The organism is Pseudomonas sp. GL_139_B, from assembly GCF_057834475.1.
In genome coordinates, this window is the sequence record NZ_CM174403.1 from 5,707,655 (window position 1) to 5,733,179 (window position 25,525).

Annotated in this window: 24 protein-coding genes; 8 read left to right on the plus strand and 16 right to left on the minus strand. The window is 58.9% G+C overall.

Translation table 11 applies throughout. The annotated features are described in order from the left end of the window. Nucleotides 1-89: 89 nt before the first annotated feature. The gene (gene argC, locus AC3ISI_RS26195) at nucleotides 90-1,124 is read right to left on the minus strand and encodes an N-acetyl-gamma-glutamyl-phosphate reductase (protein WP_489334413.1); all 1,035 of its coding nucleotides are present in this window, start codon (nucleotides 1,122-1,124) and stop codon (nucleotides 90-92) included. A 134-nt stretch (nucleotides 1,125-1,258) separates the two neighbouring features. On the opposite strand from argC, the gene hemJ reads away from it, so the two are divergent. The 6 genes from hemJ to coq7 all read left to right on the plus strand — a co-directional run bounded on the left by hemJ (nucleotide 1,259) and on the right by coq7 (nucleotide 5,772). Beyond that, nucleotides 1,259-1,687: a protoporphyrinogen oxidase HemJ gene (hemJ, locus tag AC3ISI_RS26200; protein WP_489334414.1), complete on the plus strand. Its 429-nt coding sequence runs from the start codon at nucleotides 1,259-1,261 to the stop codon at nucleotides 1,685-1,687. Nucleotides 1,688-1,721: 34 nt separating this feature from the next. Then, complete coding sequence (locus AC3ISI_RS26205) at nucleotides 1,722-2,690, plus strand: NAD(P)H-dependent flavin oxidoreductase (protein ID WP_489334415.1); 969 nt, start codon at nucleotides 1,722-1,724, stop codon at nucleotides 2,688-2,690. A 97-nt stretch (nucleotides 2,691-2,787) separates the two neighbouring features. After that, complete coding sequence (locus AC3ISI_RS26210) at nucleotides 2,788-3,765, plus strand: DUF805 domain-containing protein (RefSeq protein WP_489334416.1); 978 nt, start codon at nucleotides 2,788-2,790, stop codon at nucleotides 3,763-3,765. A gap of 61 nt (nucleotides 3,766-3,826) precedes the next feature. Next, on the plus strand, nucleotides 3,827-4,615 hold the full coding sequence (locus tag AC3ISI_RS26215; protein ID WP_489334417.1) for an SDR family NAD(P)-dependent oxidoreductase: 789 nt from the start codon (nucleotides 3,827-3,829) through the stop codon (nucleotides 4,613-4,615). A 61-nt stretch (nucleotides 4,616-4,676) separates the two neighbouring features. Beyond that, the gene (locus AC3ISI_RS26220) at nucleotides 4,677-5,015 is read left to right on the plus strand and encodes a histidine triad nucleotide-binding protein (protein WP_007947975.1); all 339 of its coding nucleotides are present in this window, start codon (nucleotides 4,677-4,679) and stop codon (nucleotides 5,013-5,015) included. A gap of 109 nt (nucleotides 5,016-5,124) precedes the next feature. Beyond that, a complete protein-coding gene (gene coq7 / locus AC3ISI_RS26225; protein ID WP_027926752.1) occupies nucleotides 5,125-5,772 on the plus strand; it encodes a 2-polyprenyl-3-methyl-6-methoxy-1,4-benzoquinone monooxygenase in 648 nt (215 codons plus the stop codon). Nucleotides 5,773-5,885: 113 nt separating this feature from the next. On the opposite strand, the gene AC3ISI_RS26230 is transcribed toward coq7, so the two are convergent. Beyond that, nucleotides 5,886-6,308 carry an OsmC family protein gene (locus tag AC3ISI_RS26230; RefSeq protein WP_030130026.1) on the minus strand — a complete coding sequence of 141 codons (423 nt, stop codon included), beginning with the start codon at nucleotides 6,306-6,308 and terminating at the stop codon, nucleotides 5,886-5,888. Nucleotides 6,309-6,545: 237 nt separating this feature from the next. Here AC3ISI_RS26230 and crp point away from each other — a divergent pair, with 237 nt between their 5' ends. Then, complete coding sequence (crp, locus tag AC3ISI_RS26235; protein WP_489334418.1) at nucleotides 6,546-7,190, plus strand: cAMP-activated global transcriptional regulator CRP; 645 nt, start codon at nucleotides 6,546-6,548, stop codon at nucleotides 7,188-7,190. Here the strand turns inward: crp and AC3ISI_RS26240 are convergent. The 4 genes from AC3ISI_RS26240 to AC3ISI_RS26255 form a co-directional block, all read right to left on the minus strand. Continuing rightward, nucleotides 7,187-7,888: a lipoate--protein ligase family protein gene (locus AC3ISI_RS26240; RefSeq protein ID WP_489334419.1), complete on the minus strand. Its 702-nt coding sequence runs from the start codon at nucleotides 7,886-7,888 to the stop codon at nucleotides 7,187-7,189. The genes crp and AC3ISI_RS26240 overlap by 4 nt on opposite strands. A gap of 145 nt (nucleotides 7,889-8,033) precedes the next feature. Continuing rightward, nucleotides 8,034-8,870, minus strand: a complete 837-nt coding sequence (trpC, locus tag AC3ISI_RS26245; protein WP_489334420.1) for an indole-3-glycerol phosphate synthase TrpC — start codon at nucleotides 8,868-8,870, stop codon at nucleotides 8,034-8,036. Continuing rightward, a complete protein-coding gene (gene trpD / locus AC3ISI_RS26250) occupies nucleotides 8,867-9,916 on the minus strand; it encodes an anthranilate phosphoribosyltransferase (RefSeq protein ID WP_489334421.1) in 1,050 nt (349 codons plus the stop codon). Before trpD ends, trpC begins: the two co-directional genes overlap by 4 nt. A 9-nt stretch (nucleotides 9,917-9,925) precedes the next feature. Beyond that, complete coding sequence (locus AC3ISI_RS26255) at nucleotides 9,926-10,519, minus strand: aminodeoxychorismate/anthranilate synthase component II (RefSeq protein WP_489334422.1); 594 nt, start codon at nucleotides 10,517-10,519, stop codon at nucleotides 9,926-9,928. 411 nt (nucleotides 10,520-10,930) lie between these two features. On the opposite strand from AC3ISI_RS26255, the gene estP reads away from it, so the two are divergent. Further along, entirely contained in the window at nucleotides 10,931-12,841 is a 1,911-nt protein-coding gene (gene estP / locus AC3ISI_RS26260; RefSeq protein WP_489334423.1) for an esterase EstP, read from the plus strand. Between the two features lie 173 nt (nucleotides 12,842-13,014). Here estP and trpE read toward each other — a convergent pair whose 3' ends face one another. From trpE to AC3ISI_RS26310, 10 genes are all read right to left on the minus strand, one after another. After that, entirely contained in the window at nucleotides 13,015-14,496 is a 1,482-nt protein-coding gene (gene trpE, locus AC3ISI_RS26265; RefSeq protein WP_489334424.1) for an anthranilate synthase component I, read from the minus strand. Between the two features lie 71 nt (nucleotides 14,497-14,567). Then, complete coding sequence (locus AC3ISI_RS26270) at nucleotides 14,568-15,386, minus strand: phosphoglycolate phosphatase (RefSeq protein ID WP_489334425.1); 819 nt, start codon at nucleotides 15,384-15,386, stop codon at nucleotides 14,568-14,570. Beyond that, on the minus strand, nucleotides 15,383-16,057 hold the full coding sequence (gene rpe / locus AC3ISI_RS26275) for a ribulose-phosphate 3-epimerase (RefSeq protein ID WP_489334426.1): 675 nt from the start codon (nucleotides 16,055-16,057) through the stop codon (nucleotides 15,383-15,385). Before rpe ends, AC3ISI_RS26270 begins: the two co-directional genes overlap by 4 nt. A 115-nt stretch (nucleotides 16,058-16,172) precedes the next feature. After that, on the minus strand, nucleotides 16,173-17,321 hold the full coding sequence (locus AC3ISI_RS26280) for an iron-containing alcohol dehydrogenase (RefSeq protein WP_489334427.1): 1,149 nt from the start codon (nucleotides 17,319-17,321) through the stop codon (nucleotides 16,173-16,175). Nucleotides 17,322-17,543: 222 nt separating this feature from the next. After that, the gene (locus tag AC3ISI_RS26285; RefSeq protein ID WP_489334428.1) at nucleotides 17,544-18,368 is read right to left on the minus strand and encodes an ABC transporter permease; all 825 of its coding nucleotides are present in this window, start codon (nucleotides 18,366-18,368) and stop codon (nucleotides 17,544-17,546) included. 12 nt (nucleotides 18,369-18,380) lie between these two features. After that, on the minus strand, nucleotides 18,381-19,628 hold the full coding sequence (locus AC3ISI_RS26290; RefSeq protein WP_489334429.1) for an ABC transporter permease: 1,248 nt from the start codon (nucleotides 19,626-19,628) through the stop codon (nucleotides 18,381-18,383). A 189-nt stretch (nucleotides 19,629-19,817) separates the two neighbouring features. Then, nucleotides 19,818-20,861: an ABC transporter substrate-binding protein gene (locus AC3ISI_RS26295; RefSeq protein WP_489334430.1), complete on the minus strand. Its 1,044-nt coding sequence runs from the start codon at nucleotides 20,859-20,861 to the stop codon at nucleotides 19,818-19,820. A gap of 48 nt (nucleotides 20,862-20,909) precedes the next feature. Continuing rightward, nucleotides 20,910-22,034 carry an ABC transporter ATP-binding protein gene (locus tag AC3ISI_RS26300; protein ID WP_489334431.1) on the minus strand — a complete coding sequence of 375 codons (1,125 nt, stop codon included), beginning with the start codon at nucleotides 22,032-22,034 and terminating at the stop codon, nucleotides 20,910-20,912. Nucleotides 22,035-22,358: 324 nt separating this feature from the next. Further along, a complete protein-coding gene (locus AC3ISI_RS26305; RefSeq protein WP_046030067.1) occupies nucleotides 22,359-22,988 on the minus strand; it encodes a response regulator in 630 nt (209 codons plus the stop codon). 125 nt (nucleotides 22,989-23,113) lie between these two features. Next, nucleotides 23,114-25,510: a PAS domain-containing sensor histidine kinase gene (locus AC3ISI_RS26310; protein ID WP_489334432.1), complete on the minus strand. Its 2,397-nt coding sequence runs from the start codon at nucleotides 25,508-25,510 to the stop codon at nucleotides 23,114-23,116. Nucleotides 25,511-25,525: the final 15 nt, after the last annotated feature.

Consider the following 25,525-nt stretch of genomic DNA (forward strand, 5'->3'; position numbering starts at 1 on the left):
ATTGTTACGGTATATCAATCAAGCAAATCGCCAGACCAGAATGCAAAAAGGCCCACTGAGTGGGCCTTTTTGCTGTGCGGGCTAGAGCCTTACGGCAGCATACCTGCGTGGGACAAGCCCAAGCGCTCATCCAGACCAAACAGAATGTTCATATTCTGCACCGCCTGGCCCGACGCGCCTTTGACCAGGTTGTCGATCACCGACAGCACCACCACCAGATCTCCATCCTGTGGACGATGCACGGCAATACGGCACACGTTGGCACCACGCACGCTGCGGGTTTCAGGATGGCTACCGGCAGGCATCACATCGACGAACGGTTCGCTGGCGTAGCGTTTTTCAAACAACGCTTGCAGATCGACCGAACGATCCACGACGGTCGCGTAAAGCGTCGAGTGAATGCCACGAATCATTGGCGTCAGGTGCGGAACGAACGTCAGTCCGACATCCTTGCCCGCTGCGCGACGCAGCCCCTGGCGGATTTCCGGCAAGTGACGGTGACCTTTGACCGAGTAAGCCTTCATGCTTTCGGATGTCTCGGAGTACAGCGATCCTACAGAGGCACCACGCCCCGCACCGCTGACGCCGGATTTGCAGTCAGCGATCAAACGAGTGGTGTCGGCCAGACCGGCTTCGAGCAAGGGCAGGAAACCCAATTGCGTAGCAGTCGGGTAGCAACCCGGAACGGCGATCAAGCGAGCATCCTTGATCTGCTCACGATTGACTTCCGGCAGGCCGTAGACCGCTTCTTCGAGCAGTTCCGGAGCACCGTGTGGCTGGCCGTACCACTTGGCCCACTCTGCGGCGTTTTGCAGACGGAAGTCCGCCGACAGGTCGATGACCTTGGTTCCGGCCGCCAGCAGCTCGCCGGCCAGTGCATGAGCAACACCGTGAGGGGTGGCGAAGAACACCACATCACAGGCACCCAACGTCTTGATGTCCGGAACGCTGAACGCCAAGCCGTCATAGTGGCCTCGCAGGTTCGGGTACATGTCGGCCACGGCCAGGCCAGCCTCGGATCGGGAAGTGATCACTACCACTTCAGCTTGCGGATGCTGTGCCAACAGACGCAGCAGTTCGACACCGGTGTAACCCGTGCCGCCGACGATTCCGACCTTGACCATAAACCTGCCCTCAACGAACCCACTGGAAAGCCGTCGATAATAGGGTGCGTATCGTCCTGCGACAACCGGCAAGGTGACGTGCGGCCGCTCAAGCCTCTACTATCCGGGCTACCGTGAACCTGGGAATAACTAAAATGCTCTATCTGTGGCTCAAAGCGCTTCACATCGTCAGCATGGTCTGCTGGTTTGCCGGCCTGTTCTACCTGCCGCGCCTGTTCGTTTATCACGCGCAAAGTGAAGACACCGTCAGCAAGGAACGCTTCAGCATTATGGAGCGCAAACTGTATCGCGGCATCATGGGCCCGGCGATGATCGCCACCCTGATTTTCGGCATCGCGCTGATCTACCTCAATCCGAGCATCTTCAGTCAGGGCGGATGGATTCACGCCAAACTAACGCTGGTTGTAATCCTGATCGGCTACCACCACATGTGCGGCGCGCAGGTGAAGCGTTTTGCCCGTGGCGAAAACACCCGCAGCCATGTCTTTTATCGCTGGTTCAATGAAGTCCCGGTTCTGATATTGCTGGCTATCGTAATTCTGGTCGTGGTTCGGCCGTTCTAACGTCAATAAACACAACTCAACGGGGGTATTTCCAATGTCGCTGCCCGCTCTGCTCGAACAACGTTTGCGTCTGCCCGTGGTGGCTGCGCCGATGTTCCTGATTTCCAATCCGCAATTGGTGCTTGCCTGCTGCCGTAATGGCGTGGTCGGCAGTTTCCCCGCGCTGAACCAGCGCGAGAGCAGCGGTTTCAAGGCCTGGCTGGAAGAGATCGAAGCAGGTTTGGCGACACTGGAGAACCCGGCGCCTTTTGCGGTCAATCTGATTGTCCACAACAGCAACCCACGCCTAAAAGCGGATTTGGAGATCTGCATCGAGCACAAAGTGCCGATTGTGATCACAAGCCTGGGCGCCGTGAAAGAAGTGGTCGACGCCGTGCATGGCTACGGCGGTTTGGTGTTTCACGACGTGACGACTCGCCGCCATGCCGAAAAAGCCGCCGAGGCCGGCGTGGACGGCTTGATAGCAGTGGCCGCAGGCGCTGGCGGACATGCGGGCACCTGGAGCCCATTCTCGCTGATTGCCGAAATTCGCCAGTTTTTCGACAAAACCCTGCTGCTGGCCGGCTGCCTGAACCATGGCCACGAGATTCTTGCGGCGCAATTGCTGGGTGCGGATTTGGCCTACTTCGGTACACGATTTATCGGCACCACTGAAAGTCATGCGCCTGACGCCTACAAGGAGATGCTGCTGACTTCAAGGGCGGCGGACATCGTCCATACTCCAGCAGTGTCCGGCGTACCGGCGAGTTTCATGCGTCAGAGCCTGGAAGCTGCAGGTTTCGACATGGCAGCCCTGCAAAACAAGGGTGAGGTCAACTTTGGTTCCAAACTCAAACCGATCAGCGATGAAGCCAAGGCCTGGAAAACCGTGTGGTCTGCGGGCCAGGGCGTCGGGGAAATCGATGATCTGCCGAGTGTCGATCAATTGGTCGCACGGCTGGACGCGGAATATCGCAAGGCACTGGAATTGGCGGCACAACTGCCAAAACGCTGGCCGCGCTGAGATGAAAGTTTTGGCCAGCCCCGTCCGGCTGGCCCTACACTTCATCCATGCCTGCAAGCCGTTCTAATTCAAACACTCGCGACAAGGATGCCTCGCAATGAGCGAAAACCGTTTCAAGATCGTGTTCGACGGAGCTCTGCTGCCAGGTGTTGACCTCACTACAGCTAAACAAAATCTCGCCGCGCTGTACAAAAGCGAAGTCACAGCGATCGAGCGGCTGTTCACAGGCAAGACCGTCACGCTCAAACAAGGTTTGTCGCAAGTAGAGGCGCAAACCTACCTTCAGGCACTGACGAAAACCGGCATCAATGCGCGGATCGAAAGCGAATCGTCCATTGAGCTGAACCTGACCGAGGCTCACGAACACCTTCCCGCCAAGGCCCAACCTGTTTTCGTCGACCCGGTGTCACCTTACGCTCCGCCTCAGGCCAGCGTCGGAGAAAGCCTGCCCGCGTTAGCCACGCTCAAGCCGTTCAGCGTCGAAGGGCGTATCGGTCGCTTGCGGTATCTCGCGTGGATGATGGTCCTGACCCTTGTGATGCTGGGTGTCGGATCGGCACTCGCCGTTTTCGCCATTGCCCTGATCAGCGCAGACTCGACTGCCGGCCTGATTGGCGGTGGCCTCGTGGCGCTGATCCTGTTCATCGCCGTCGTGGTCGTCAGCATTCTGATCAGCGTGCAGCGTTTGCACGACATCGGCTGGTCCGGGTGGCTTTGGTTGTTGAACTTTGTCCCGTTCGTGGGCAGCCTCTTTCCGTTCGTGATCATGGTCGTCCCTGGCACCAACATCGCAAATCGCTACGGTCCGCCACCACCGCCCAACAGCACTGCCGTCAAAGTACTGTCTTCGTTATGGGTCGTGTTTATCGCCATCGTCGTAGTGTCGGCGCTGTCCGGCGGTTTTACTGCGATTGAGCAAGAGTATGAAAGCGCCACTGAAAGCAGCTATGACAGCAGCTCGGTGACGACCGACGAGATTGAAGTCGAGCCGGCCGAAGCGACCGAAACCGCACCGGATTCTGCAGACGATCAAGCCGAAGAAGCCCCGTCCCCTGTAGACTCTGCGAAAGAATAAACAGCGCTCCCCGCCCGTGACACCTGCGTCGCGGCGCGGAGCTGTTGCGATGGAGAACTGCATGACCCGTTACGCTCTGATCACCGGCGCTTCCAGCGGCATCGGCCTGGCGATGGCCGAAGCGCTGGCCCGGCGTGGCCGCAGCCTGATTCTGGTGGCCCGACAACGTGATCAGCTGGAAAGTATTGCGATTGAACTGACTCAACGTTTTGGCGTGGAGGTGCTTTTCCGTGCCTGTGACCTCGGCGAGCCGCTTCGGCTGTCGGGGTTTCTGCTGGAACTGGAGGAAGGCGACCGTCAAATTGATTTGCTGGTGAACTGCGCTGGCATGGGGACCTGCGGTCCTTTTCTCGCTCAAGACTGGATGACCGAGCAAGACCTGATCGAAGTGAACATTCTGGCCCTCACCCGCCTCTGCCACGCCATCGGGAACAGCATGGCCTTACAGGGTGGCGGGCAAATCCTCAATGTTGCCTCGGTCGCCGCGTTTCTGCCCGGCCCGTGGATGAGCACCTATTACGCCAGCAAAGCGTATGTGCTGCATTTTTCCGAAGGCTTGCGCGTCGAACTGAAGAAATGCGCAGTCAAGGTCTCAGTGCTCTGCCCCGGTCCGACACGCACCGGCTTTTTCCGTACAGCGCAATTGGACACCAGCAAACTGGCCGACAGCAAAATGCTGATGAGTCCCGAGGAAGTGGCGCTGTATACCGTGCGCGCGCTGGAGAAAAATCGCGCGATCATTATTCCGGGCCGACGCAACCGTTGGCGCGCCTTTCTGCCGCGATTCGGCTCTCGCTGGTTAAACCGGACAATCGCTGGCATGGTCAACAAGGTTTACTGCCCACGCTGAATGGTCCTACGGTAAAACCATGGGTACACTCAGGCCAGCCAAAACAACGGAGAAAACAGCTGTGGATACTCTGTTCACCAAGATCATCAACCGGGAAATCCCGGCGAAGATCATTTACGAGGACGACCAGGTACTGGCCTTCCACGATATCGCCCCACAGGCACCGGTGCATTTTCTGGTCATCCCGAAAAAACCCGTACGCACCCTCAACGACCTCACTGAGGAAGACAAGGCATTGGCCGGGCACATCCTGTTCACCGCGCAGCGTCTGGCGCTGGAACTGGGTTGCGAAAAAGGTTTCCGCGTTGTCATGAACTGCAATGAAGAAGGGGGGCAGACTGTCTATCACATTCATATGCACGTGCTGGGTCAGCGCCAGATGCATTGGCCGCCGGGCTGAGTGCAGACGGTTTCAAGGGAGTGGCCAGCCACTCCCCCCGTGACCCAGCTCAAACCTTGCCCGGCCGAATGGGTTAAACTGGCCGCCGAGATTTTTCCCGGAGGTCAGCATGACTACCCAACGTCACTACTCGCCGATTGACCGTCTTCTGCTGCAAGCCGATGCCGCCATGCGCACTCTGTTGCCCTTCAGCGGCCAGCCCTACCGTCCGTCGCCAGCCATCGTCCAGCCCGATGCGAAATTGAGCGATGAGGACACCCGGCACGTTGCCGGCCTGATGCGCATCAACCATACCGGCGAGGTCTGCGCTCAGGCGCTGTATCAAGGGCAAGCCCTGACCGCCAAGCTCCCGCATGTGCGTGCCGCCATGGAGCATGCTGCCGAAGAAGAGATCGACCATTTGGTGTGGTGCGAGCAACGCATTCACCAGTTGGGCAGTCACACCAGCATTCTCAATCCGCTGTTTTATGGCATGTCGTTCGGGATCGGCGCAGTGGCCGGGTTGATTAGCGACAAAGTCAGCCTGGGGTTCGTTGCCGCCACCGAACATCAAGTATGCAAGCACTTGAATGAACACCTTGAGCAATTGCCAGCTGAAGACGAAAAGTCCCGGGCGATTCTTGAGCAGATGCGTATTGATGAAGAACATCACGCGGAAAGTGCGCTGGATGCCGGAGGGTTCCGTTTTCCGGCGCCGGTGAAGTTCGGGATGAGCCTGCTGGCCAAGGTGATGACCAAGAGCACTTATCGGATCTGATACTTTGGCTGCCTGCAAGGGCCTCTTCGCAGGCAAGCCAGCTCCCACAGGGTTCGTGTTCAGATAATACAAAAGGCGACTGCCGTGAGGGAGTCGCCTTTTTTGTGCCTGACTCAACCGAGTTCGATGATCTCGTAATCGTGGGTAATCACAACGCCTGCCGCACCCAACATGATCGAGGCCGAGCAATACTTCTCTGCCGACAACTCGATGGCGCGCTTGACCTGGGCTTCTTTCAGCCCGCGGCCCTTCACCACGAAATGCATATGAATTTTGGTAAAGACTTTAGGGTCTTCGGTCGCACGCTCGGCTTCGAGGAAGGCTTCACAGCTTTCGACGGCCTGACGGGACTTCTTGAGGATGCTGACCACGTCGAAATTGCTGCAACCGCCGACACCCAGCAGGAGCATTTCCATCGGCCGGACACCCAGGTTGCGACCGCCGGCATCGGGCGGACCGTCCATGACCACGACATGACCGCTGCCGGATTCACCGAGGAACATGGCTTCGCCAGCCCATTGGATGCGTGCCTTCATCGCCAAGACTCCACTGTCTAAAAAAAGGGTCGCCAGCTTAGCACAGGGCCCCGGATTGACAGCGTTTCACCTTCCTAGGACGCAGGTGTCCAAGCCGTAGGTAAATTCTCGAATCTTGAAGGAAGTGTCTGTTAAGCTGGCGCCAATTCACTGGCGCATAGCCAGCTTTGCATCGACCGTTGTCAGCGACTCACAAGAAAACCAACACACACCGTGAAGTCTTTTCGGGATACAACCATGGTTGCTATTACCCCAATACCCAAAATCAAAAACCTCGACAAGCTGTTGATGCATTGCCAGCGCCGTCGTTATGCAGCCAAGAGCAACATTATTTGTGCGGGCGATCGCTCGGAAACACTGTTCTTCATTATCAAAGGCTCGGTCACGATCCTGATCGAGGATGACGACGGTCGTGAAATGATCATCGCCTACCTGAACCCCGGGGACTTTTTCGGGGAGTTGGGCCTGTTCGAACAGGCCGGACTGGAACAGGCACGCAGCGCTTGGGTCCGCGCGAAGATCGAATGCGAGGTCGCGGAAATCAGCTACGCGAAATTCCGTGAGCTGTCCCAGCAAGATCCAGACATTCTTTACGTGCTCAGCGGACAAATCGCACAGCGTCTGCGCAATACCACACGCAAGGTCGGTGACCTGGCGTTCTTCGACGTGACAGGTCGCGTGGCCCGTTGCCTGCTGGAACTTTGCAAGCAGCCGGACGCAATGACCCACCCGGACGGCATGCAGATCAAAGTGACCCGTCAGGAAATCGGCCGGATTGTCGGCTGCTCGCGCGAGATGGTCGGTCGCGTGCTCAAGGATCTGGAAGAACGCAACCTGGTGGACGTCAAAGGCAAGACCATGGTGGTCTTCGGTACGCGCTAAGCGTTGAACATGTCTGCCAGCAACTGGCGATAAAGCGCGTCGAGCCGCCCGAGCGCATCGGGCGCGGCGAACTTCTCATGCAAGGCGATATGGCTTTCGGCGCGAACGCGCTGTTCCACACCACAGGCTTCATTGAAGCGATTGACCGCCGAGACCATCGATTCTCGCTCGTTATCCAGCAACAACGCACCGTGCACCAAACCGACCGGACGCGTGCCGCCCTTGCTTTGGCGCCAGCGTTGAGCGGTGCCGACCATCTTGCGGCCATCCAGATTGACGTTGAAACGGCCATCGCAGAATGCACCATCGATTTCGCCGAGGGATGACACCCCACCTAGCTCATCCAGCAACTGACAGATCGGATCGCAGAGACGGCGATAGGCGGTTTCGATGCGGTTCTGGTCACCTTCACTGCGCGGTGGTGCGTAGACCAGTGCGATGTTGATGGTGGATGCTGATTGCGGTACCGGCTCGCCGCCGGTTTCACGCAACAGCACGGGCCAACTGGCAGCAGCTGAGACTTCGCAGGCCGCTTCGAAACCGGGTAAGCGATTCAGGCGTCGGGGCATGACCAGTGCGCGGTCATTGGGTTGCCAGAACAGCAGTCCGAATTCCGATTCACCGGCACAGACCGCCGCCAACAAATCTTGTTCGGCTTGCAGGCCGGCTTCGACAGTCAAAGAGACGATTGAGGTCATAAGGTATTCCGTTGGACTTGAAGTCTGAGGTGCTACTTATGCCGCCATCGCGAGCAGGCTCGCTCCCACATTTGATCTCTGTTGTTAGTAGATCACCTGTGGGAGTGTGCCTGCTCGCGATGGGGTCGACTCGGTCTGAGCCTGATTAGTCGAGTGTAGAACCACTCACCGCAGTACCGCGCTCCGGAAAGAACAGTCGCTGCAACTCAGTCCCCGGACTTTCAGCACGCATGAACGCCTCGCCGACCAGGAACGCATACACGTCGCTGATTTCCATCAGCTCGACATCGGCGCGGTTGAGGATGCCACTTTCGGTAATCACCAGACGATCACGAGGGATACGCGGCAACAGGTCGAGTGTGGTTTCCAGGCTGACGTCGAAGGTGTGCAGGTTGCGGTTATTGATGCCAACCAGCGGTGTGTCGAGGGTTTTCAATGCCCGCTCCAGCTCGTCGCCGTCGTGAACTTCCACCAGCACATCAAGGCCGACACTTTTTGCCACGGCAGCCAGTTCGGCCATTTTCACGTCATCCAGCGCGGAGACGATCAACAATACACAATCGGCGCCCAGCGCCCGCGCTTCAACGATCTGGTAAGGATCGATCATGAAATCCTTGCGGATCACCGGCAGTTTGCACGCCGACCGGGCCTGTTGCAGATACGCATCGGCACCCTGGAAAAAATCGATATCGGTCAGCACCGACAAACACGTCGCGCCACCCTTCTCGTAGCTCTTGGCGATGTCGGCAGGAACGAAGTTCTCGCGGATCACGCCTTTGCTCGGCGAAGCTTTCTTGATTTCGGCAATCACCGCCGGCTGCTTGAGCTTGGCCTGCGCCAACAAGGCCTGGGCAAAACCACGGGGTGCATCGGCCGCCTTGGCCAGACTTTCCAGTTCGGCCAGGCTCACACGAGCGCTACGCTCGGCGACTTCCTGGACTTTGCGCGCCAGAATGTTTTCCAGAACCGTCGGTACACTCATCCTTCATTCTCCACTTTGAATACCGCGGTAAAAGCACCCAACTCCTCCAGTTTCTCCCGAGCGAGGCCTGTGTGCAGCGCGTCGTGCGCCAGGGCAACGCCTTCTTTCAAACTGGTTGCATGGTCGGCGGCGTACAACGCGGCACCGGCATTGAGCATAATCATTTCGGCGGCTTTCTGACCGCTTTCGGTTTTGCGTTTGCCCAAGGCATCGCGAATCAATTCCAGCGAGGCCTCCGGGCTTTCTACGGCCAGGCCATGCAGGCTCTGGCTCTTCATGCCCAGGTCTTCTGGCTCGACCCAATATTCGCTGATCTGGTCGTTCTTCAATTCCGCCACAAAGGTCGGCGCGGCCAGGCTGAATTCGTCCAGACCATCCTTCGAATGCACCACCAGCACGTGCTTGCTGCCCAGTCGCTGCAGGACCTCAGCCAATGGCCGGCACAACGCATGGTTGAACACGCCGACTACCTGATGCTTCACACCGGCCGGATTCGTAAGCGGGCCGAGCATGTTGAACAGGGTACGCAGGCCAAGCTCCTTGCGCGGACCGGCGGCGTACTTCATGGCGCGGTGATGAGTCTGGGCGAACATGAATCCGATGCCGACGTTGTCGATGCAACGTGCGACCTGAACAGGCGTCAGGTTCAGATAGATGCCCGCCGCTTCCAGCAGGTCAGCGCTACCGCTTTTGCCAGACACCGCACGGTTACCGTGCTTGGCCACGGTGCAACCAGCTGCTGCAACAACGAAAGAAGAAGCAGTCGACACGTTGAAAATGTTGGCACCGTCACCGCCGGTTCCGACCACATCAACCACGCCGTCGAGGGTCTTGAGTTCGACCTTGTCCGCCAGCTCGCGCATGACCGACACGGCGCCGACGATTTCGTCGATGCTTTCGCTCTTCATGCGCATGGCCATCATGAAAGCGCCGATCTGCGCATCCGTGCATTGGCCAGTCATGATTTCGCGCATCACATCGCGCATCTCATCGGTGCTGAGGTCGAGGTGATCGACGATACGGCCCAAGGCTGTCTTGATATTCATGAAAAGTCCTTAGCGCGTGCCGCCGGTTTGTTTTAGGAAGTTTGCGAACAGCTCATGGCCCTGCTCGGTGAGAATCGACTCGGGGTGGAACTGCACGCCTTCAATGTTCAGTGTCTTGTGGCGCAAGCCCATGATCTCGTCGACCGAACCGTCTTCAAGCTGGGTCCAGGCGGTGAGCTCCAGGCAATCGGGCAGGGTTTCACGCTTGACGATCAGCGAATGATAGCGCGTCACCGTCAGCGGGCGATTCAGGCCTTCGAAAACGCCCTTGTCCTCGTGGAATACCGGGCTAGTCTTTCCGTGCATCACTTGACGGGCACGAACCACATCACCGCCAAAGGCCTGGCCGATGGACTGGTGGCCGAGGCAGACACCAAGAATCGGCAGTTTGCCGGCGAAATACTTGATCGCTTCAATCGAGATCCCGGCTTCGGTCGGGGTGCAAGGACCGGGGGACACCACGATGCGCTCTGGGTTGAGGGCTTCGATTTCAGCGATGGTCAGCTCATCGTTGCGCACGACTTTGACCTGGGAGCCGAGCTCACCGAGGTACTGCACAACGTTGTAGGTAAAGGAGTCGTAGTTATCGATCATCAGCAACATGGCGTTTTTGAACCTCTTGAATTCACTGACTTTAAAGATGGCCTTCGAATGATTTACCCGCAGCGCGCTACGCTTTGTCAGGTGCTGGAGTAGCGCCAGCAAAGCGGCATTTCAAACAGGTAAAGAAGGCAAAGCGGGTACAAGTCCGGCGGGGCCGGCAAAAAGAATTCAGGCGCGCCAACGCCAGCGGGCGTGTGCCTTGATGACTTGATCCAGGAGTTTACTGATGATCAACACGGAGAAGGTCTCTTTCATACGTCCGGGCACAGTAACTTAGCCGGGCAGAGCGTGCAATATGGCCGGGGCCACTGCTCGCGAAACTATCAAAGGCTTCGCGACAGATGGCAAAAGGCTGGAAGTTTTTGGTACTGTCGTTTCGTTCACTACAACAATAAATAAATGGACTTGCTCATGATCAGACAGACGTTGTTTGTACCGCTCGCAGGATGCTTGCTCGCAATGGCCTGCGCCCAGGCGAATGCCGCGCCTAATCCTTACACTAATTTCGTCGTCTTCGGCGACAGCCTCAATGACGCCGGGACCTTTGCCGACACCGGTGGCCCTGCCGGGGCGACGGAACGCTTCACCAACCGGACGGGGCCGGTTTACCTGGATGGCAGTGGCGAAATCCGCTCGCTCAACTCCACGCAGATAGTGGGTGGCAAACTGGGCTTCACCGCAGACCAGACCGCTTCATCGTCTTCGGCGGTGCGCGCCAGCAATGGCCAGCCCGATGGCAACAACTGGGCCGTCGGCGGTTATCGCACCGATCAGATTCTCGATTCGATCACCAGCATTTCCGACACCGGCGAGCGTACCCGAGCGGGTTACCTGCCTTCGAACAACTTCCGTGCCGATCCGAACGCGCTGTATTACCTGTCGGGTGGCGGTAACGACTTCCTGCAGGGCCGCGTCACCAGCCTGCCTCAGGCCAGTGCCGCTGCCGACCGACTGGCCGACAGCGTGCAGGCGCTGCAAACTGCCGGTGCCAAATACATCGTGGTCTGGCTGCTGCCCGACATTGGCCTCACTCCCGCCGTCAATGGCAGCCCGCTTCAAGCGTTCACCTCTCAGCTCAGCGCCCAGTTCAACACTGAATTGGTGAGCCGACTGCAGAACGTCAACGCCGAAGTGATTCCGTTGAACATTCCGCTCCTGTTACGGGAAACGTTCGCCAATCCGGCGCAGTTCGGCCTGGCGACCGACCAGAACCTGACCGCCACCTGTTTCAGCGGCAACGGTTGCACCCAGAACGCCCGATACGGCATCAACAGCGCCACACCTGACCCGACCAAGCTGATTTACAACGACGCTGTACACCCGACCGAAACCGGGCAGCGCCTGATTGCCGATTATGCGTATTCACTGTTGTCGGCGCCGTGGGAGCTGACACTTCTGCCGCAAATGGCCCAAGGCACCCTGCGCGCGCATCAGGATGAACTGCGTAACCAATGGATGGCCGATTGGGAAAACTGGCAAGGCGTTGGCCAATGGCGCGCCATTGTTGCCGGCGGTGGCCAGCATCAGGACTTTGATGGCCAGGACAGCGTCGTGAGTGCCGACGGTAATGGTTACAACCTGAACATCGGTGGCAGCTATCGCCTCGACGATGCCTGGCGCGTGGGCTTGGCGGCCGGTTTCTATAACCAGAAACTCGAAGCCGGGACTAACGACTCCGACTACAAACTCAACACTTACTTGGGCACCGCATTCGCCCAGTACCAACAAAACCGCGTATGGGCTGACATGGCGTTGACGGCCGGGCATCTGGATTACGACAGCCTCAAGCGTAAATTCCAGCTGGGCGTCAACGAACGCAGCGAAAAAGGCGATACCAGTGGCTACGTCGAAGCCTTTAGCGCCCGCATCGGTTATGACATCGCACAGCAAGCCAGCAGCCCTTGGCACCTTTCGCCATTTGTCAGCGCCGATTTCTCCAAGGTAAAAGTCGATGGTTACTCGGAGCAAGCCAATGATTCCACCGCGCTGACCTTTGCCGATCAGGACAGTATTTCCCGACGTCTGGGCGTCGGCTTGCAGGGCAAATACCAGATCACCCCACAAACCCAGGTATTCGGCGAAGTGGCTCACGAACGTGAGTACAACGACGATGCCCAGGACGTAACCATCAGCCTCAACAGCCTGCCAAACAATCAGTTCACGCTGGAAGGCTACACCCCGCAAACCAATCTGAACCGGGTGAACCTGGGTGTGAGCCACAACCTCACGAAGGAACTGGCCCTGCGTGCCAGCTACAACATTCGCAAGGATGACGACTTTACTCAGCAAGGGATTAACGTAGGGGTTGCGTTGGACTTCTAAATCGCGGGCAACAAAAAACGCGGCGCCCTCACAGGTGCCGCGTTTTTTTGAAATGAGCAAAATCCATGTAGGAGCGAGCTTGCTCGCGAAGAGGCCCTGTCAGTCAACATCAATGCTGAACGACACACCGCCTTCGCGAGCAAGCTCGCTCCTACAGGGGATATTGTGTGAACTCAGGTATCCGGGGTTTGTTCGGCCAGTGCCACGGCGCGGAACATTGCGCGGCGTTTGTTCAGGGTTTCTTCCCATTCCAGCGCCGGCACCGAGTCGGCGACAATGCCGCCACCGGCCTGCACATGCAGTTCGCCGTTCTTGATCACCGCGGTACGGATCGCAATCGCGGTGTCCATGTTGCCGTTCCAGGCAAAGTAACCGACCGCACCGCCGTAGACGCCACGTTTCACCGGCTCCAGCTCATCGATGATTTCCATCGCGCGAATCTTCGGCGCACCTGACAACGTGCCCGCCGGCAGGATCGCCCGCAACGCGTCCATGGCCGTCAGCCCGGCCTTCAACTGCCCGGTGACGTTGGACACGATGTGCATCACGTTGGAATAACGCTCGATGACCATCTTCTCGGTAAGTTTCACCGAGCCGATTTCCGAGACCCGACCGGTGTCGTTACGGCCCAGGTCGATCAGCATCAAGTGCTCGGCGATCTCCTTGTCATCGGACAGCAGGTCTTTTTCCAGCGCCAGGTCAGCCTCTTCGTTGGCCCCGCGTGGACGGGTACCGGCAATCGGGCGCACGGTGATCAGGTTGTCTTCGACCCGCACCAGCACTTCCGGCGAACTGCCGACGACATGGAAGTCGCCGAAGTTGAAGAAGTACATATAAGGCGTCGGGTTGAAGCAGCGTAGCGCCCGGTACAGATCGATCGGTGCAGCCTTGAAGTCGATCGACATGCGCTGGGACGGTACGACCTGCATGCAGTCACCGGCCAGGATGTATTCCTTGATAGTGTCGACGGCTTTTTCGTAATCGTCCTGGGTGAAACTCGAACGGAACACCGGATCAGCCGACTGCTGCTTGCTGAAATCCAGGCCACGGCGCGGCGTTATCGGCTGGCGGAGTTTCTCCAGCAACGCTTCCAGACGTTCCAGACCTTGCTCGAAAGCACCGGCCTGGGTCGGGTCGGCCAACACAATCGCGTGCATTTTGCCGGCGAGGTTGTCGAACACCACCACCGCGTCGGAAACCATCAGCAGAATGTCCGGCACGCCTAGTGGATCCGGGTTCGGGCATTTGCCCAAGCGCTTCTCCACATACCGCACGCAGTCATAACCGAAGTAACCCACCAGACCGCCGTTGAAGCGCGGCAGACCGGCAATGGTCGGCACGTTGTAACGGGCCTTGAAAGTTTCGACGAAGGCCAGCGGGTCTTCAACGTCGTGGCTTTCGGTCTCGACGCCATCGACGGTGATGCTGACGTGATAGTCATGCACCCGCAGCACGGTGCGGCACGGCAGACCAATGATTGAATAACGGCCCCACTTTTCCCCGCCCTGAACCGATTCGAGCAGGTAGGAGTTCGGCTCGTCGGCCAGTTTCAGGTAGATCGACAGCGGCGTGTCGAAGTCAGCCAGGGTTTCGCAGGCAAGCGGGATGCGGTTGTAGCCGGCAGCGGCCAAACGCAGGAATTCTTCGCGGATCATGGGGTAGCCTCGTGGCTTGAGGGTCTAACGGTCAGGTATGCAAACGCGCCGGTACGCCGGCCAGGAACAAGTCAGGCGCGCCAACGCCAGCGGGCCAGGGCCTTGATGACTTTCATCCAGAGTTTGCGAGTGACCACCACGATGGCGTTTCCAGCAGGGGGTTGAACAGCGTCGGGCAACGTTATCTCAGCGGCCGGATCCAGGCAACCGGGAATTAGCTTGCGCAGATCGTCGATCACCAGCGCCGGCGACTCTTCGGCAATCGGCCGGCCATGGTTGTAGCCGTAACTGAGCGCCACACACTTGACCCCCGCCGCTTTCGCCGCGAGCACATCGCTGCGCGAATCGCCGACGAACAAGGATTGCGAGGCCGGGATGTTGGCCATTTTCATCACGAAAAACAGTGCGGCCGGGTCGGGTTTCTTCTGCGGCAAGGTATCGCCGCCGATGATCCATTTGAAGTAGCGGCCGATTTTCATCTGATCCAGCAGCGGCGCGACGAAACGCTCCGGCTTGTTGGTGATCAGCGCCATCTCCACGCCTTGTTTGTTCAGCCACTTGAGGGTGTCACGCACACCAGGGTAAACCACGGTCAGCTCATGGCTCGCGCCATAGGCCTGCATGAAAATCTCCAGCGCATGTTCAGCCTCGACGTCATCTACCGTCGAATGCTCGATGCCACCCGCCAGCGCACGACGCACCAATATCGGCGCGCCGTTACCAACCCATTCACGCACCGACTCGATGCCGGCAGGTTTGCGGCCCAGTTTGAGCAGCATGTGGTCCACAGCCGCTGCGAGGTCCGGGACCGAATCGATCAGCGTGCCATCCAGATCGAACATCACCAGCCGCGGCAGACGCCCCGGGAACAACTGCTCAAAACCACTCATGGGCGAGCCAGTGCCAGTTCGGCGCGCATCGTCTCGATCACTTCCTGATAGTTCGGCGCATTGAAAATCGCCGAGCCCGCCACGAAGGTATCCGCGCCCGCCGCAGCGATTTCACGAATGTTGTTCACGTTCACCCCGCCGTCGATTTCCAGGCGAATGTCACGCCCGGAGGCATCGATCAACGCCCGCGCCTGGCGCAGTTTGTCGAGGGTGCCGGGGATGAACTTCTGTCCGCCAAAGCCCGGGTTGACGCTCATCAGCAAGATCATGTCGACCTTGTCCATCACGTATTCGAGCACGCTCAGCGGGGTCGCCGGATTGAACACCAGGCCCGACTTGCAGCCGCCCTCGCGGATCAGTTGCAGGGAACGGTCGACGTGCTGCGAGGCTTCCGGGTGGAAGGAGATGTAGGTCGCGCCGGCTTCGATAAAGTCACCGACGATGCGGTCCACCGGGCTGACCATCAGGTGCGCGTCGATTGGCGCGGTCACGCCGTACTTGCGCAGCGCCGCGCACACCATCGGACCGATGGTCAGGTTGGGCACGTAGTGGTTGTCCATGACATCGAAGTGCACGAAGTCGGCACCGGCGGCCAGAACGTTGTCCACTTCTTCACCCAGGCGGGCGAAGTCGGCGGAGAGAATCGACGGAGCAATAACGAAGGGCTGCATGACGCACCTTTTTGAGCGGAATCACGATGGCGCGCATTGTATACCTCATACTTTGGCGCGCGCACTGTGACCGCGATGATTGGGGCTGCCTTCGATCAATAAGTCACCGCAGGCTCTAGTACGCCGCTCGATAGATCTTCTCGATATCGGCGGCGCTCAATTTGCGAGGATTGTTGCGCATCAGACGCTCGATTCCCGCCGCTTCCACAGCCATGGCCGGGATGGCGTCTTCGGGAACACCGAAACTGCGCAAGCCCAACGGGATTTCCACCGCTGCGCACAGCGCGGTCATCGCCTCCACGGCTTTGTCCGCCGCTTCGTTGGCGCTCAAATGAGCGGTCTTCACCCCCATGGCCTCGGCAATATCCTGCATGCGCTCGACGCAGGCCATCTTGTTCCAGGTCATGACATAGGGCAGTAACAAGGCGTTGCTGACACCGTGGGCGATGTTGAAACGTCCGCCCAGCGGATACGCCAATGCGTGTACCGCGCCGACCCCGGCATTGCCGAACGCCATGCCCGCCATCAGGCTGGCGGTGGCCATGTCTTCGCGGGCTTGCAGGTTGGAGGGATTGGCATAGGCCTTGGGCAGCGCCTTGGCGATCAGCTTGATGGCGCCGATGGCCAGGGCGTCGGTGATCGGCGAGGCGTTGACTGACAGGTAGGATTCAATGGCATGCACCAGCGCATCGACGCCGCTGGCAGCGGTGACACTGCGCGGACAGGTCAGGGTCATTTGCGGGCTGACCAGCGCCACGTCGGGTAATAGATAGTCGCTGACGATGCCTTTTTTCAGCTGCGCGACCTTGTCAGAAAGGATCGCCACATTGGTGACTTCCGAACCGGTGCCGGCGGTGGTCGGGATCGCGATCAGTGGCGGACCTTTGCGCGGCACCTGATCGATACCGAACAAATCTTCCAGCGCGCCATGGTAACCGGCATACGCCGCCACGCTCTTGGCAATATCGATGGCACTGCCGCCGCCCAGACCGATCAGGCCGTCATGCCCGCCGTCGCGATACACCCGCATGCAGTCTTCGACGATGGCGATTTCCGGGTCTGGCAGTACCCGGTCGAAAATCTCGTAGGTGCGATCACCCAACTGAGCCAGCGCCAGTTCAACCGTGCCGGATTTGACCAGTGAGGCATCGGTAACGATCAGCGGGTTATCGACATCAAGACGCGTCAGTTCTGCGGCGAGCTGCTCGATGGCACCTGCGCCGGTGATCAGTTTGTGAGCGATTTTGAAAGAGGAAAGACTCATCGGGCGCAGCCTCTTATAGATAGGGGAGCTGGGCACAATAGTAGCTGGGGATTGGGGGTTGTCTGCTATTCAGGCAATGAATGATCAACGATCCCGAAAACACTAGAAATCTCCTGTGGGAGCGGGCTTGCCCGCGATGGCGTCATCAGACTCAACATCTCGGTTGTCGGATACACCGTCATCGCGAGTAAGCCCGCTCCCACAGTTAATCGATGCGCAACCTTAGACCTGGGCGGTGCGCAGTTTTTCGCTGCGACCGCGCAACCATTCCAGGGTCAGCAGCAGGATCACCGAGAAAGCAATCAGCAACGTCGCCGCAGCCGCAATCGTCGGGCTGAGGTTTTCGCGAATCCCGCTGAACATCTGCCGTGGCAAGGTCGCTTGTTGCGGACCGGCCAGGAACAGCGTCACCACCACTTCATCGAACGATGTCGCAAAGGCAAACAGCGCCCCCGAAATCACGCCCGGCGCAATCAACGGCAACGTCACCCGGCGGAACGCCGTCAGCGGCGAGGCACCGAGACTTGCGGCGGCGCGCACCAGATTCTGGTTGAACCCTTGCAATGTCGCCGACACGGTGATGATCACAAACGGCACACCCAACACCGCATGCACCACGATCAGCGAGAAAAAGCTGTTGCCCAATCCCAACGGAGCAAAAAACAGGTAACTCGCTACACCAATGATCACCACCGGCACAACCATCGGCGAAATCACCAGCGCCATGACCAACGCCTTGCCGGGAAAATCGCCGCGCGTCAGGCCAATCGCTGCGAGGGTCCCGAAGACCATCGCCAACACCGTGGCCGCAGGGGCGACGATGATGCTGTTTTTCAGCGAACGCATCCATTCGGCCGAGGCGAAGAAGTCCTGATACCAGTGCAGCGAAAAGCCTTGCAGCGGATACACGAGGAAACTGCCCGAGTTGAACGACAGCGGAATAATCACCAACACCGGCAAAATCAGGAACAGCAAAATCAGGCCGCAGAGAATCCGCAAACTGTAGAACCACACCCGCTCAACGGGCGACATATAAGGACTCAGCATTTCGTTCTCCCCTTAGCTCAGGCGCAGGCGACTGGCGCCCACCAGCCAGCTGTAAATCAGATAAAGCACCACGGTCGCCAGCAACAACAACCCGCCCAGTGCAGTCGCCATGCCCCAGTTGATGCTGGTGTTGGTGTAGAAGGCGACGAAGTAGCTGACCATCTGATCGTTCGGACTGCCCAGCAACGCCGGGGTGATGTAGTAGCCGATGGCGAGGATGAACACCAACAGGCAACCGGCGCCGACACCGGCATAGGTCTGCGGGAAATACACACGCCAGAAACTGGCGAACGGGTGGCAGCCGAGGGAAATCGCGGCGCGCATGTACGTCGGCGAGATGCCTTTCATGACGCTGTAGATTGGCAGAATCATGAACGGCAGCAGGATGTGCACCATGGAGATGTAAACCCCGGTGCGGTTGAACACCAGCTCCAGCGGTTTATCGATGATGCCCATGGCCATCAGTCCGCTGTTGATCAGGCCGCCCGATTGCAGCAACACGATCCAGGCGGCGACGCGCACCAGAATTGAGGTCCAGAACGGCAGCAGGACCAGAATCATCAACAGGTTGCTTTGACGCGAAGGCAGGTTCGCCAGCAGGTAGGCCAATGGATACGCCAGTACCAGGCAGATTGCCGTAATGATCAGGCCCATCCAGAAGGTCCGGGCGAAGATGTCGAGGTAGATCGCCTGGTCGGGTGTGGCCGGGGCCAGTTCGCCGAGGTCATTGATACGATGATCGACCGCCGCCAGCAGGTAGTAAGGCGTAATGCTGCTGGTGTTGCGGCGCACGGCCTGCCAGTAGGCCGGGTCGCCCCAGCGCTCGTCGAGACCTTCCAGCGCATCTTTATAGGAGGCCGGTTCAGTGGCGAACGGCAAGGCGCGGGCGGTTTTGGTCAGCAGGCTGCGGTAGCCGGCCAGCTCCATGTTCAAGCGCTTGGACAAGTCGCCCAGGGTCTGATTCTTGCGGGCTTCGGCGAGGTCTTCGCTAGCCGCTTTGTATACCGGTTCGGTGGGCAGGCCTCGGCCGTCCCAGCTAGCGATGGCCAACACGGTGCGCGGCATGCCGCCGACCACTTCCGGGTTACCTACGCTTTTGTAGAGCAGCGCCACGATCGGCACCAGGAACACCAGCAACAAAAACAACACCAAGGGCGCGATCAAGGCTTGGGCTTTCCAGCGGTTGACCCGCTCGGCGTGCTTGAGTCGCTGCTTCAAGGTGGGGTCAGTGCCCGCGTTCAGGGGAATGGCGGTGGCCATGGCGTACTCCGGAAATCTTTGATCGTTACAGAAGTGGCACTCATTGAGGGCAAGGCCACTTCTGTTCTTGATAACAGCTGATCACGTGTAGGAGCCTGGCTTGCCAGCGATGAACGATAACGGGGTCTGGCTGATACACCGTGCCGCCCGGATCGCTGGCAAGCCAGCTCCTACAGGTTCAATCGCAAGTTATTTTGCAGCCCAGGAATTGAAGCGCTGTTCCAGTTGCTCGCCGTTGTCAGCCCAGAAGCTGACGTCGATCTGCACCTGGTTGGCGATGTTTTCCGGGGTGGTCGGCATGTCTTTCAGGACATCCTTGGGCAGCAACGGTACAGCCAGGATATTGGCCGGGCCGTAGGCGATGTTTTCCGAGTAGGTCTTCTGCTGCTGTGGCTGCACCGAGAAGGCGATGAATTTCTTCGCCGCTTCAGCACGTGCTTTATCCAGACCTTTTGGAATCGCCCATGCGTCGAAGTCGTAGATACCGCCGTTCCACACCACTTTCAGGTTGCTTTCTTTTTGCACGGCTGCGATCCGGCCGTTGTAGGCCGAGCTCATGACCACATCACCGGAAGCGAGGTACTGCGGCGGCTGTGCGCCGGCTTCCCACCACTGGATGTTTGGTTTGAGCTCATCGAGCTTCTTGAACGCGCGGTCCTGACCATCCTTGCTGGCCAGTACTTTGTAGACGTCTTTGGGCGCAACGCCGTCGGCCATCAGAGCGAATTCCAGGGTGTACTTGGCGCCTTTACGCAGGCCACGTTTGCCCGGGAATTTCTTGGTGTCCCAGAAATCCACCCAGCTGGTTGGTGCGGAAGCCAGTTTGTCGGCGTTGTAGGCCAACACGGTGGACCACACGAAGAAGCCCACGCCGCACGGCTGGATAGCGCCTTTGACGTAGTCTTCGGTTTTGCCGAACAACTTCGGATCAAGCTGCTCGAACATGTCTTCGTCGCAACCACGGGACAGCTCCGGCGATTCTACTTCTACCAGGTCCCAGGACACGCTCTTGGTATCGACCATGGCTTTGACCTTGGCCATTTCGCCGTTGTACTCGCCCGCCACGATCTTGCCGTTGCCTGCCGCTTCCCACGGCGCGTAGAAAGCTTTGACCTGCGCAGCCTTGTTTGCGCCACCAAAGGACACCACGGTCAGGTCCGGACCCGCCGCCATTGCGTGTGCCGCACCGATCATGCCCATGACCAGGGCGGTGAGTTTCAGGGATCTCAACATTTATTGTTCTCTCCACGTGCAGGGTTGGTGTTGTTGAAGCCGGGGCGATCAATTCGCCTCTAAAAGCGGGTCGAGCGCGCGAACGTGTTCGACCTGCCAGCCAAGCGGTACCACGTCGCCGACAGCCAGCGCGGGATCGAGCTCGGCAATCGGTTGTTTCACGAAGAAGTCGGTCTTGCCGCAGACTTCCAGGCGAACCCGGACGTGATCGCCCAGATAGATGAATTCCGCCACCCGCCCTGAGAAGCGGTTGACGCATGACTCGCTGGCCCCATTGAGGCTGATGCGCTCGGGACGAATCGACAGTGTGACCGGTTCGCCGGCCCTGCCGACGTTGACCGCCAGCGCTTCAACTTTTTCGCCGCGACCCAGTTCAACGATGCAGCGATCACCGGTCTGGCTATGCAAGCGGCCGTTGAGGCGGTTGTTCTCGCCGATGAAGTTGGCGACGAACGTGTTTTTCGGCTCTTCGTAGAGCGTGCGCGGCGGCGCGATTTGCTGAATTTCGCCTTGATGGAATACCGCCACCCGGTCAGACATGGTCAGGGCTTCACCCTGGTCGTGGGTCACGTAGACCACGGTCACGCCGAGGCGTTGATGCAGGTGTTTGATCTCCATCTGCATGTGTTCGCGCAGTTGTTTATCGAGTGCGCCAAGCGGTTCGTCCATCAGTACCAGTTGCGGCTCGAACACCAGCGCACGAGCCAACGCCACACGCTGCTGCTGACCGCCGGACAGTTGTGCCGGATAACGCTGAGCAAAAGCGTCGAGTTGCACCATGCTCAGGACACGTTTGACCTTGGCGCTGACGTCGCTCTTGTTCATGCCGCGCACGGTCAGCGGGAACGCGAGGTTCTCGGCGACCGTCATGTGCGGGAACAACGCGTAGTTCTGGAACACCATGCCTATGTCACGTTTGTGTGGCGGCACGTTATTGATGGAACGCCCAGCCAGCAGGATTTCGCCCGCGGTCGGTGTTTCGAAACCGGCGAGCATCATCAGGCTGGTGGTCTTGCCGGAGCCGGACGGCCCGAGCAAGGTGAGGAATTCGCCTTTGCGAATGTCCAGGTTGAGGTCTTTGACGATCAGGTTCTCGCCGTCGTAGCTTTTCTGCACTCCACGAAAGCTGACCAGAATGTCGCTGGCCCCTGCGTTTGAATCGACCTGGCTCATACCCGCACCTTTGTTGTTGATGACTGCTGTCGACTAAGCCTAGTGGACACTGCCGACCGCGCAAATCGGGGGGCAGGAGAGAATCGCCTCAGCCGGATGGAAGGTTGTGGGTAGGGATTGCCCTACAAGGATGGCGGGGATGGATAACAGCAGCGACAAGCGGTCAGCTGCAAGCCGCAAGAACTGGAAAAAGTGAGGACCCAAGACACGTCGCAAATGGATATGGCTACGCTTGATCCCTGTAGGAGCCCAGCTGAACTGGCGATGGCGATCTTAAGGGCGCCATCGCCAGCAAGCTGGGCTCCTACAGGGGTAACGCTGCCTTTAGAGGAGTTTGTGTTCCATCGCGTACTTCACCAATTCCGCCAGAGAAGTAATGTTGAGCTTCTGCATCAATCGCGCTTTGTGGGTGCTGATGGTTTTATTGCTCAGGGCCAGTTGCTGGGCGATGTCATTGACGTTGACGCCCTGGGCCAGACGTTCGAACACCGAAAACTCGCGCTCCGACAGCAATGAATGCAACGGCCGGGAATCGGTCAAGCCGACTTCGAACACCATGCGGTCGGCGAGGTCCGGGTCGATGTAGCGCCCACCCGCCGCCACTTTACGGATCGCGGTCAACAGTAGCGCCGGATCACTGTCCTTGGTCGCGTAACCCGCAGCGCCGACTTTCAATGCCCGGGCGGCCATTTGTGCTTCGTCGTGCATCGACAACACCAGGATCGCAGGCGGATTGTTCAGCGCACGAATCCGCGGAATCGCCTCCAGGCCATTCACACCCGGCATGGAGATGTCGAGCAATACCACCTCGCACGGCACATGACGCAAGGTTTCAAGCAGCTGCTCGCCATTGCTCGCCTCCCCCACCACCAGCAAGTCCTTTGCCAGGCCGATCAACTGCTTGATGCCTTCGCGGACGATGGTGTGGTCTTCGGCTACCAGTACACGGATCACGTTTTTCTCCAGATTCAAGAACTATCGCGAGCAGGCTCGCTCCCACAGGGGTTTTGTGAACAACGCACATCCAATGTGGGGTGAGCCTGCTCGCGATGGGGCCAGTAAAAACATCTCAAAAACCTTCAGGCTGCATCCAGCGGCACCCGCACACTCAACGTCGTGCCCTCTCCCAGCTCACTTTCAAGCGACAGCTGCCCGCCCATAATCAACACCCGCTCGCGCATGCCCACCACCCCAAAAGATGTCGGCCTGCCGGTTGCGGCGACAAATCCTACGCCATCATCACTGACGGTCAGACATAACTCGTCGCCTTCCAGCGCCAACGTCAGTTCAACAGTATGCGCCTGGGCATGGCGCATGACATTGGTCAGGGCTTCCTGAAGGATTCGGAACAGGCCAATCGCCTTCGCATCGCTGAGCACCGGCAGATTGTCCGGCACCTGCACCAGACACGGAATCTGCGTGCGCGCCTCGAAACGCCTTGCCTGCCACTCGATGGCAGACGCGATCCCGGCGTCGAGAATCGGTGGTCGCAACGCCGTAGCCACGTCGCGTACCAGTTGGAACAGCTGAGCGATCAAGCGCTTCATGCTGTTCAAGCGTTCGTTCAGCCCGGGGTCGAGTTGGGCGTAGGCCAATTCGCACATGGACGTTTCCAGTTTGAGCACGGTCAGCATCTGGCCCAATTCGTCATGAACTTCCCTGGCAATGCGCGCTTTTTCCTCTTCGCGCACACTCTCCAGGTGGGCGGACAACTCACGCAGTTGTTCGCGGGAGCTGGCGAGCTCCAGCTCAATACGCTTGCTCTCGCTGATGTCCCAGACGATACCGTCCCAGACGTAAGCCCCGTCCTCCAGTCGACGGGTGATGGCCTTGATCTCAGCCCACCGCTGTTCGCCCGAACGGGTCAAAATCCGTCCTTGCCATGACCAGTCGCTGTCAGTATCCAGCGCATGGTCCTGAGTCTGGTGATAGCTGGCCTTGTCGTCCGGGTGCACCAGACTGCGCAGGCCTTTATCGCGATGGGCCAGGGTGGTCGGTGAGTACCCCACCAGACTTTCACTGCCTTCACTGATGTAGGCAAAGTCGATCTGCCCTGTCACCGGCGCACGCTCCAGGCGGAAGACCAGTCCAGGAACGTTGGCGGCGATCCCCTGCAACCGCGCTTCGCTTTCCTGCAGCGCGGCCAGCGCGCGACGGCGTTCGGTCACGTCGTTGAGGTAAACAACCAGATATTCGCCGTCGCGAAACCGCAGGAAACTCAACGAAACATCCGTCGGTAAAATGCTGCCGTCCGCCCGCACGCAGTTAGTTTCAAAACTTAGCGGTCCCTCCTCACTGGCCCGTGCGCGTTTCCAAAGATTCAGCCAGCGATCCATGTGCAGGCCGGGTTCGAAGTCGATCAGCGGCCGATCGATAATCCCGCCCGACGGATATCCCAGCATGGTTTCGGCGGCGCGGTTGGCGTAACGCACATGGCTGTCCCAGTTGACCCAGAGAATGCCGACGGTGCTCTGATCGATGGAAAACTGGGTCAGGCGCAGTGCCTCTTCACTGGCCTCACGCAGGGCAATGTCTTCGCGCGCGGCCAACAGGCGTTGCTCCAGGCTGTGCTGTTGGCGCCGCTGCCAAAACACGATGGCCATGCTGCTCAGCAGCAGGATGGCGAACAGCAGGCAAAGGTTTTTCCAGAACCCCGGGGACTCGGAAAACCTTGGATATTTAGGCTGCAACCATTGGTTGTGCAGTTGCTCCAGGTCCTTGGCCGGGATCGCCCGCAACGCACTTTCGACAATGCCGGCCAGCTCTGGCCAATCCCGGCGAGTGGCCACGCGCAGCAATTGCGGCAGGCCGATGTCACCCACCACGACCAGCCCGGCGAACTCAGGCTCGGCGGACAAGCGGCCCAGCTGTGCCTCGTCGACCACGGCGTAACCGGCCTGCTGACTCAGCAACAATTGCAGCGCCTGGCGCTCGATGGGCACGCCTTGCAGGTTCAAATGTGGATAGTTACTGCGCAAATAATCGGCGGTCGCGCTGGGCATGCGCACCGCGACGCGGGTCTGGCTGTCGAGTTTCTCCAGTTCCACGACACCAGTGCCTTTCTGATCGCTGACCACGAGTTGCGGAACTCGCATGTACGGGTCGGTAAATTGCCATAGGCGCAAACCGGCTGGCGTTTGCGTCAACCCCACAGCCATGTCGATCGCCCCCTCGCGTGCGGCTTCTTCCAGCTGCGCGACATCCGGAAAATTGCGCCAGCTGAGCTCAACTTTGAGCACATCGGCCAGCCATTTCATCAACTCGATGTTCACCCCGGACAATCGCTGCAAGCGGCGATCGTATTGTGCATAAGGTGCCTGCAACACCACGCCGACTCGCAGTTCGCCATGCACCGCCAGCCATTGTTGTTGCTGGGGTGACAATTGCGCGGCATGCACCGGGGGCGCAGACGCCGCCCACCCCATCAAGGGAAACCACAAACAGCCGATAACCCACAGGCAGCGAATAAACATCATCGAAGTCTCACGCAC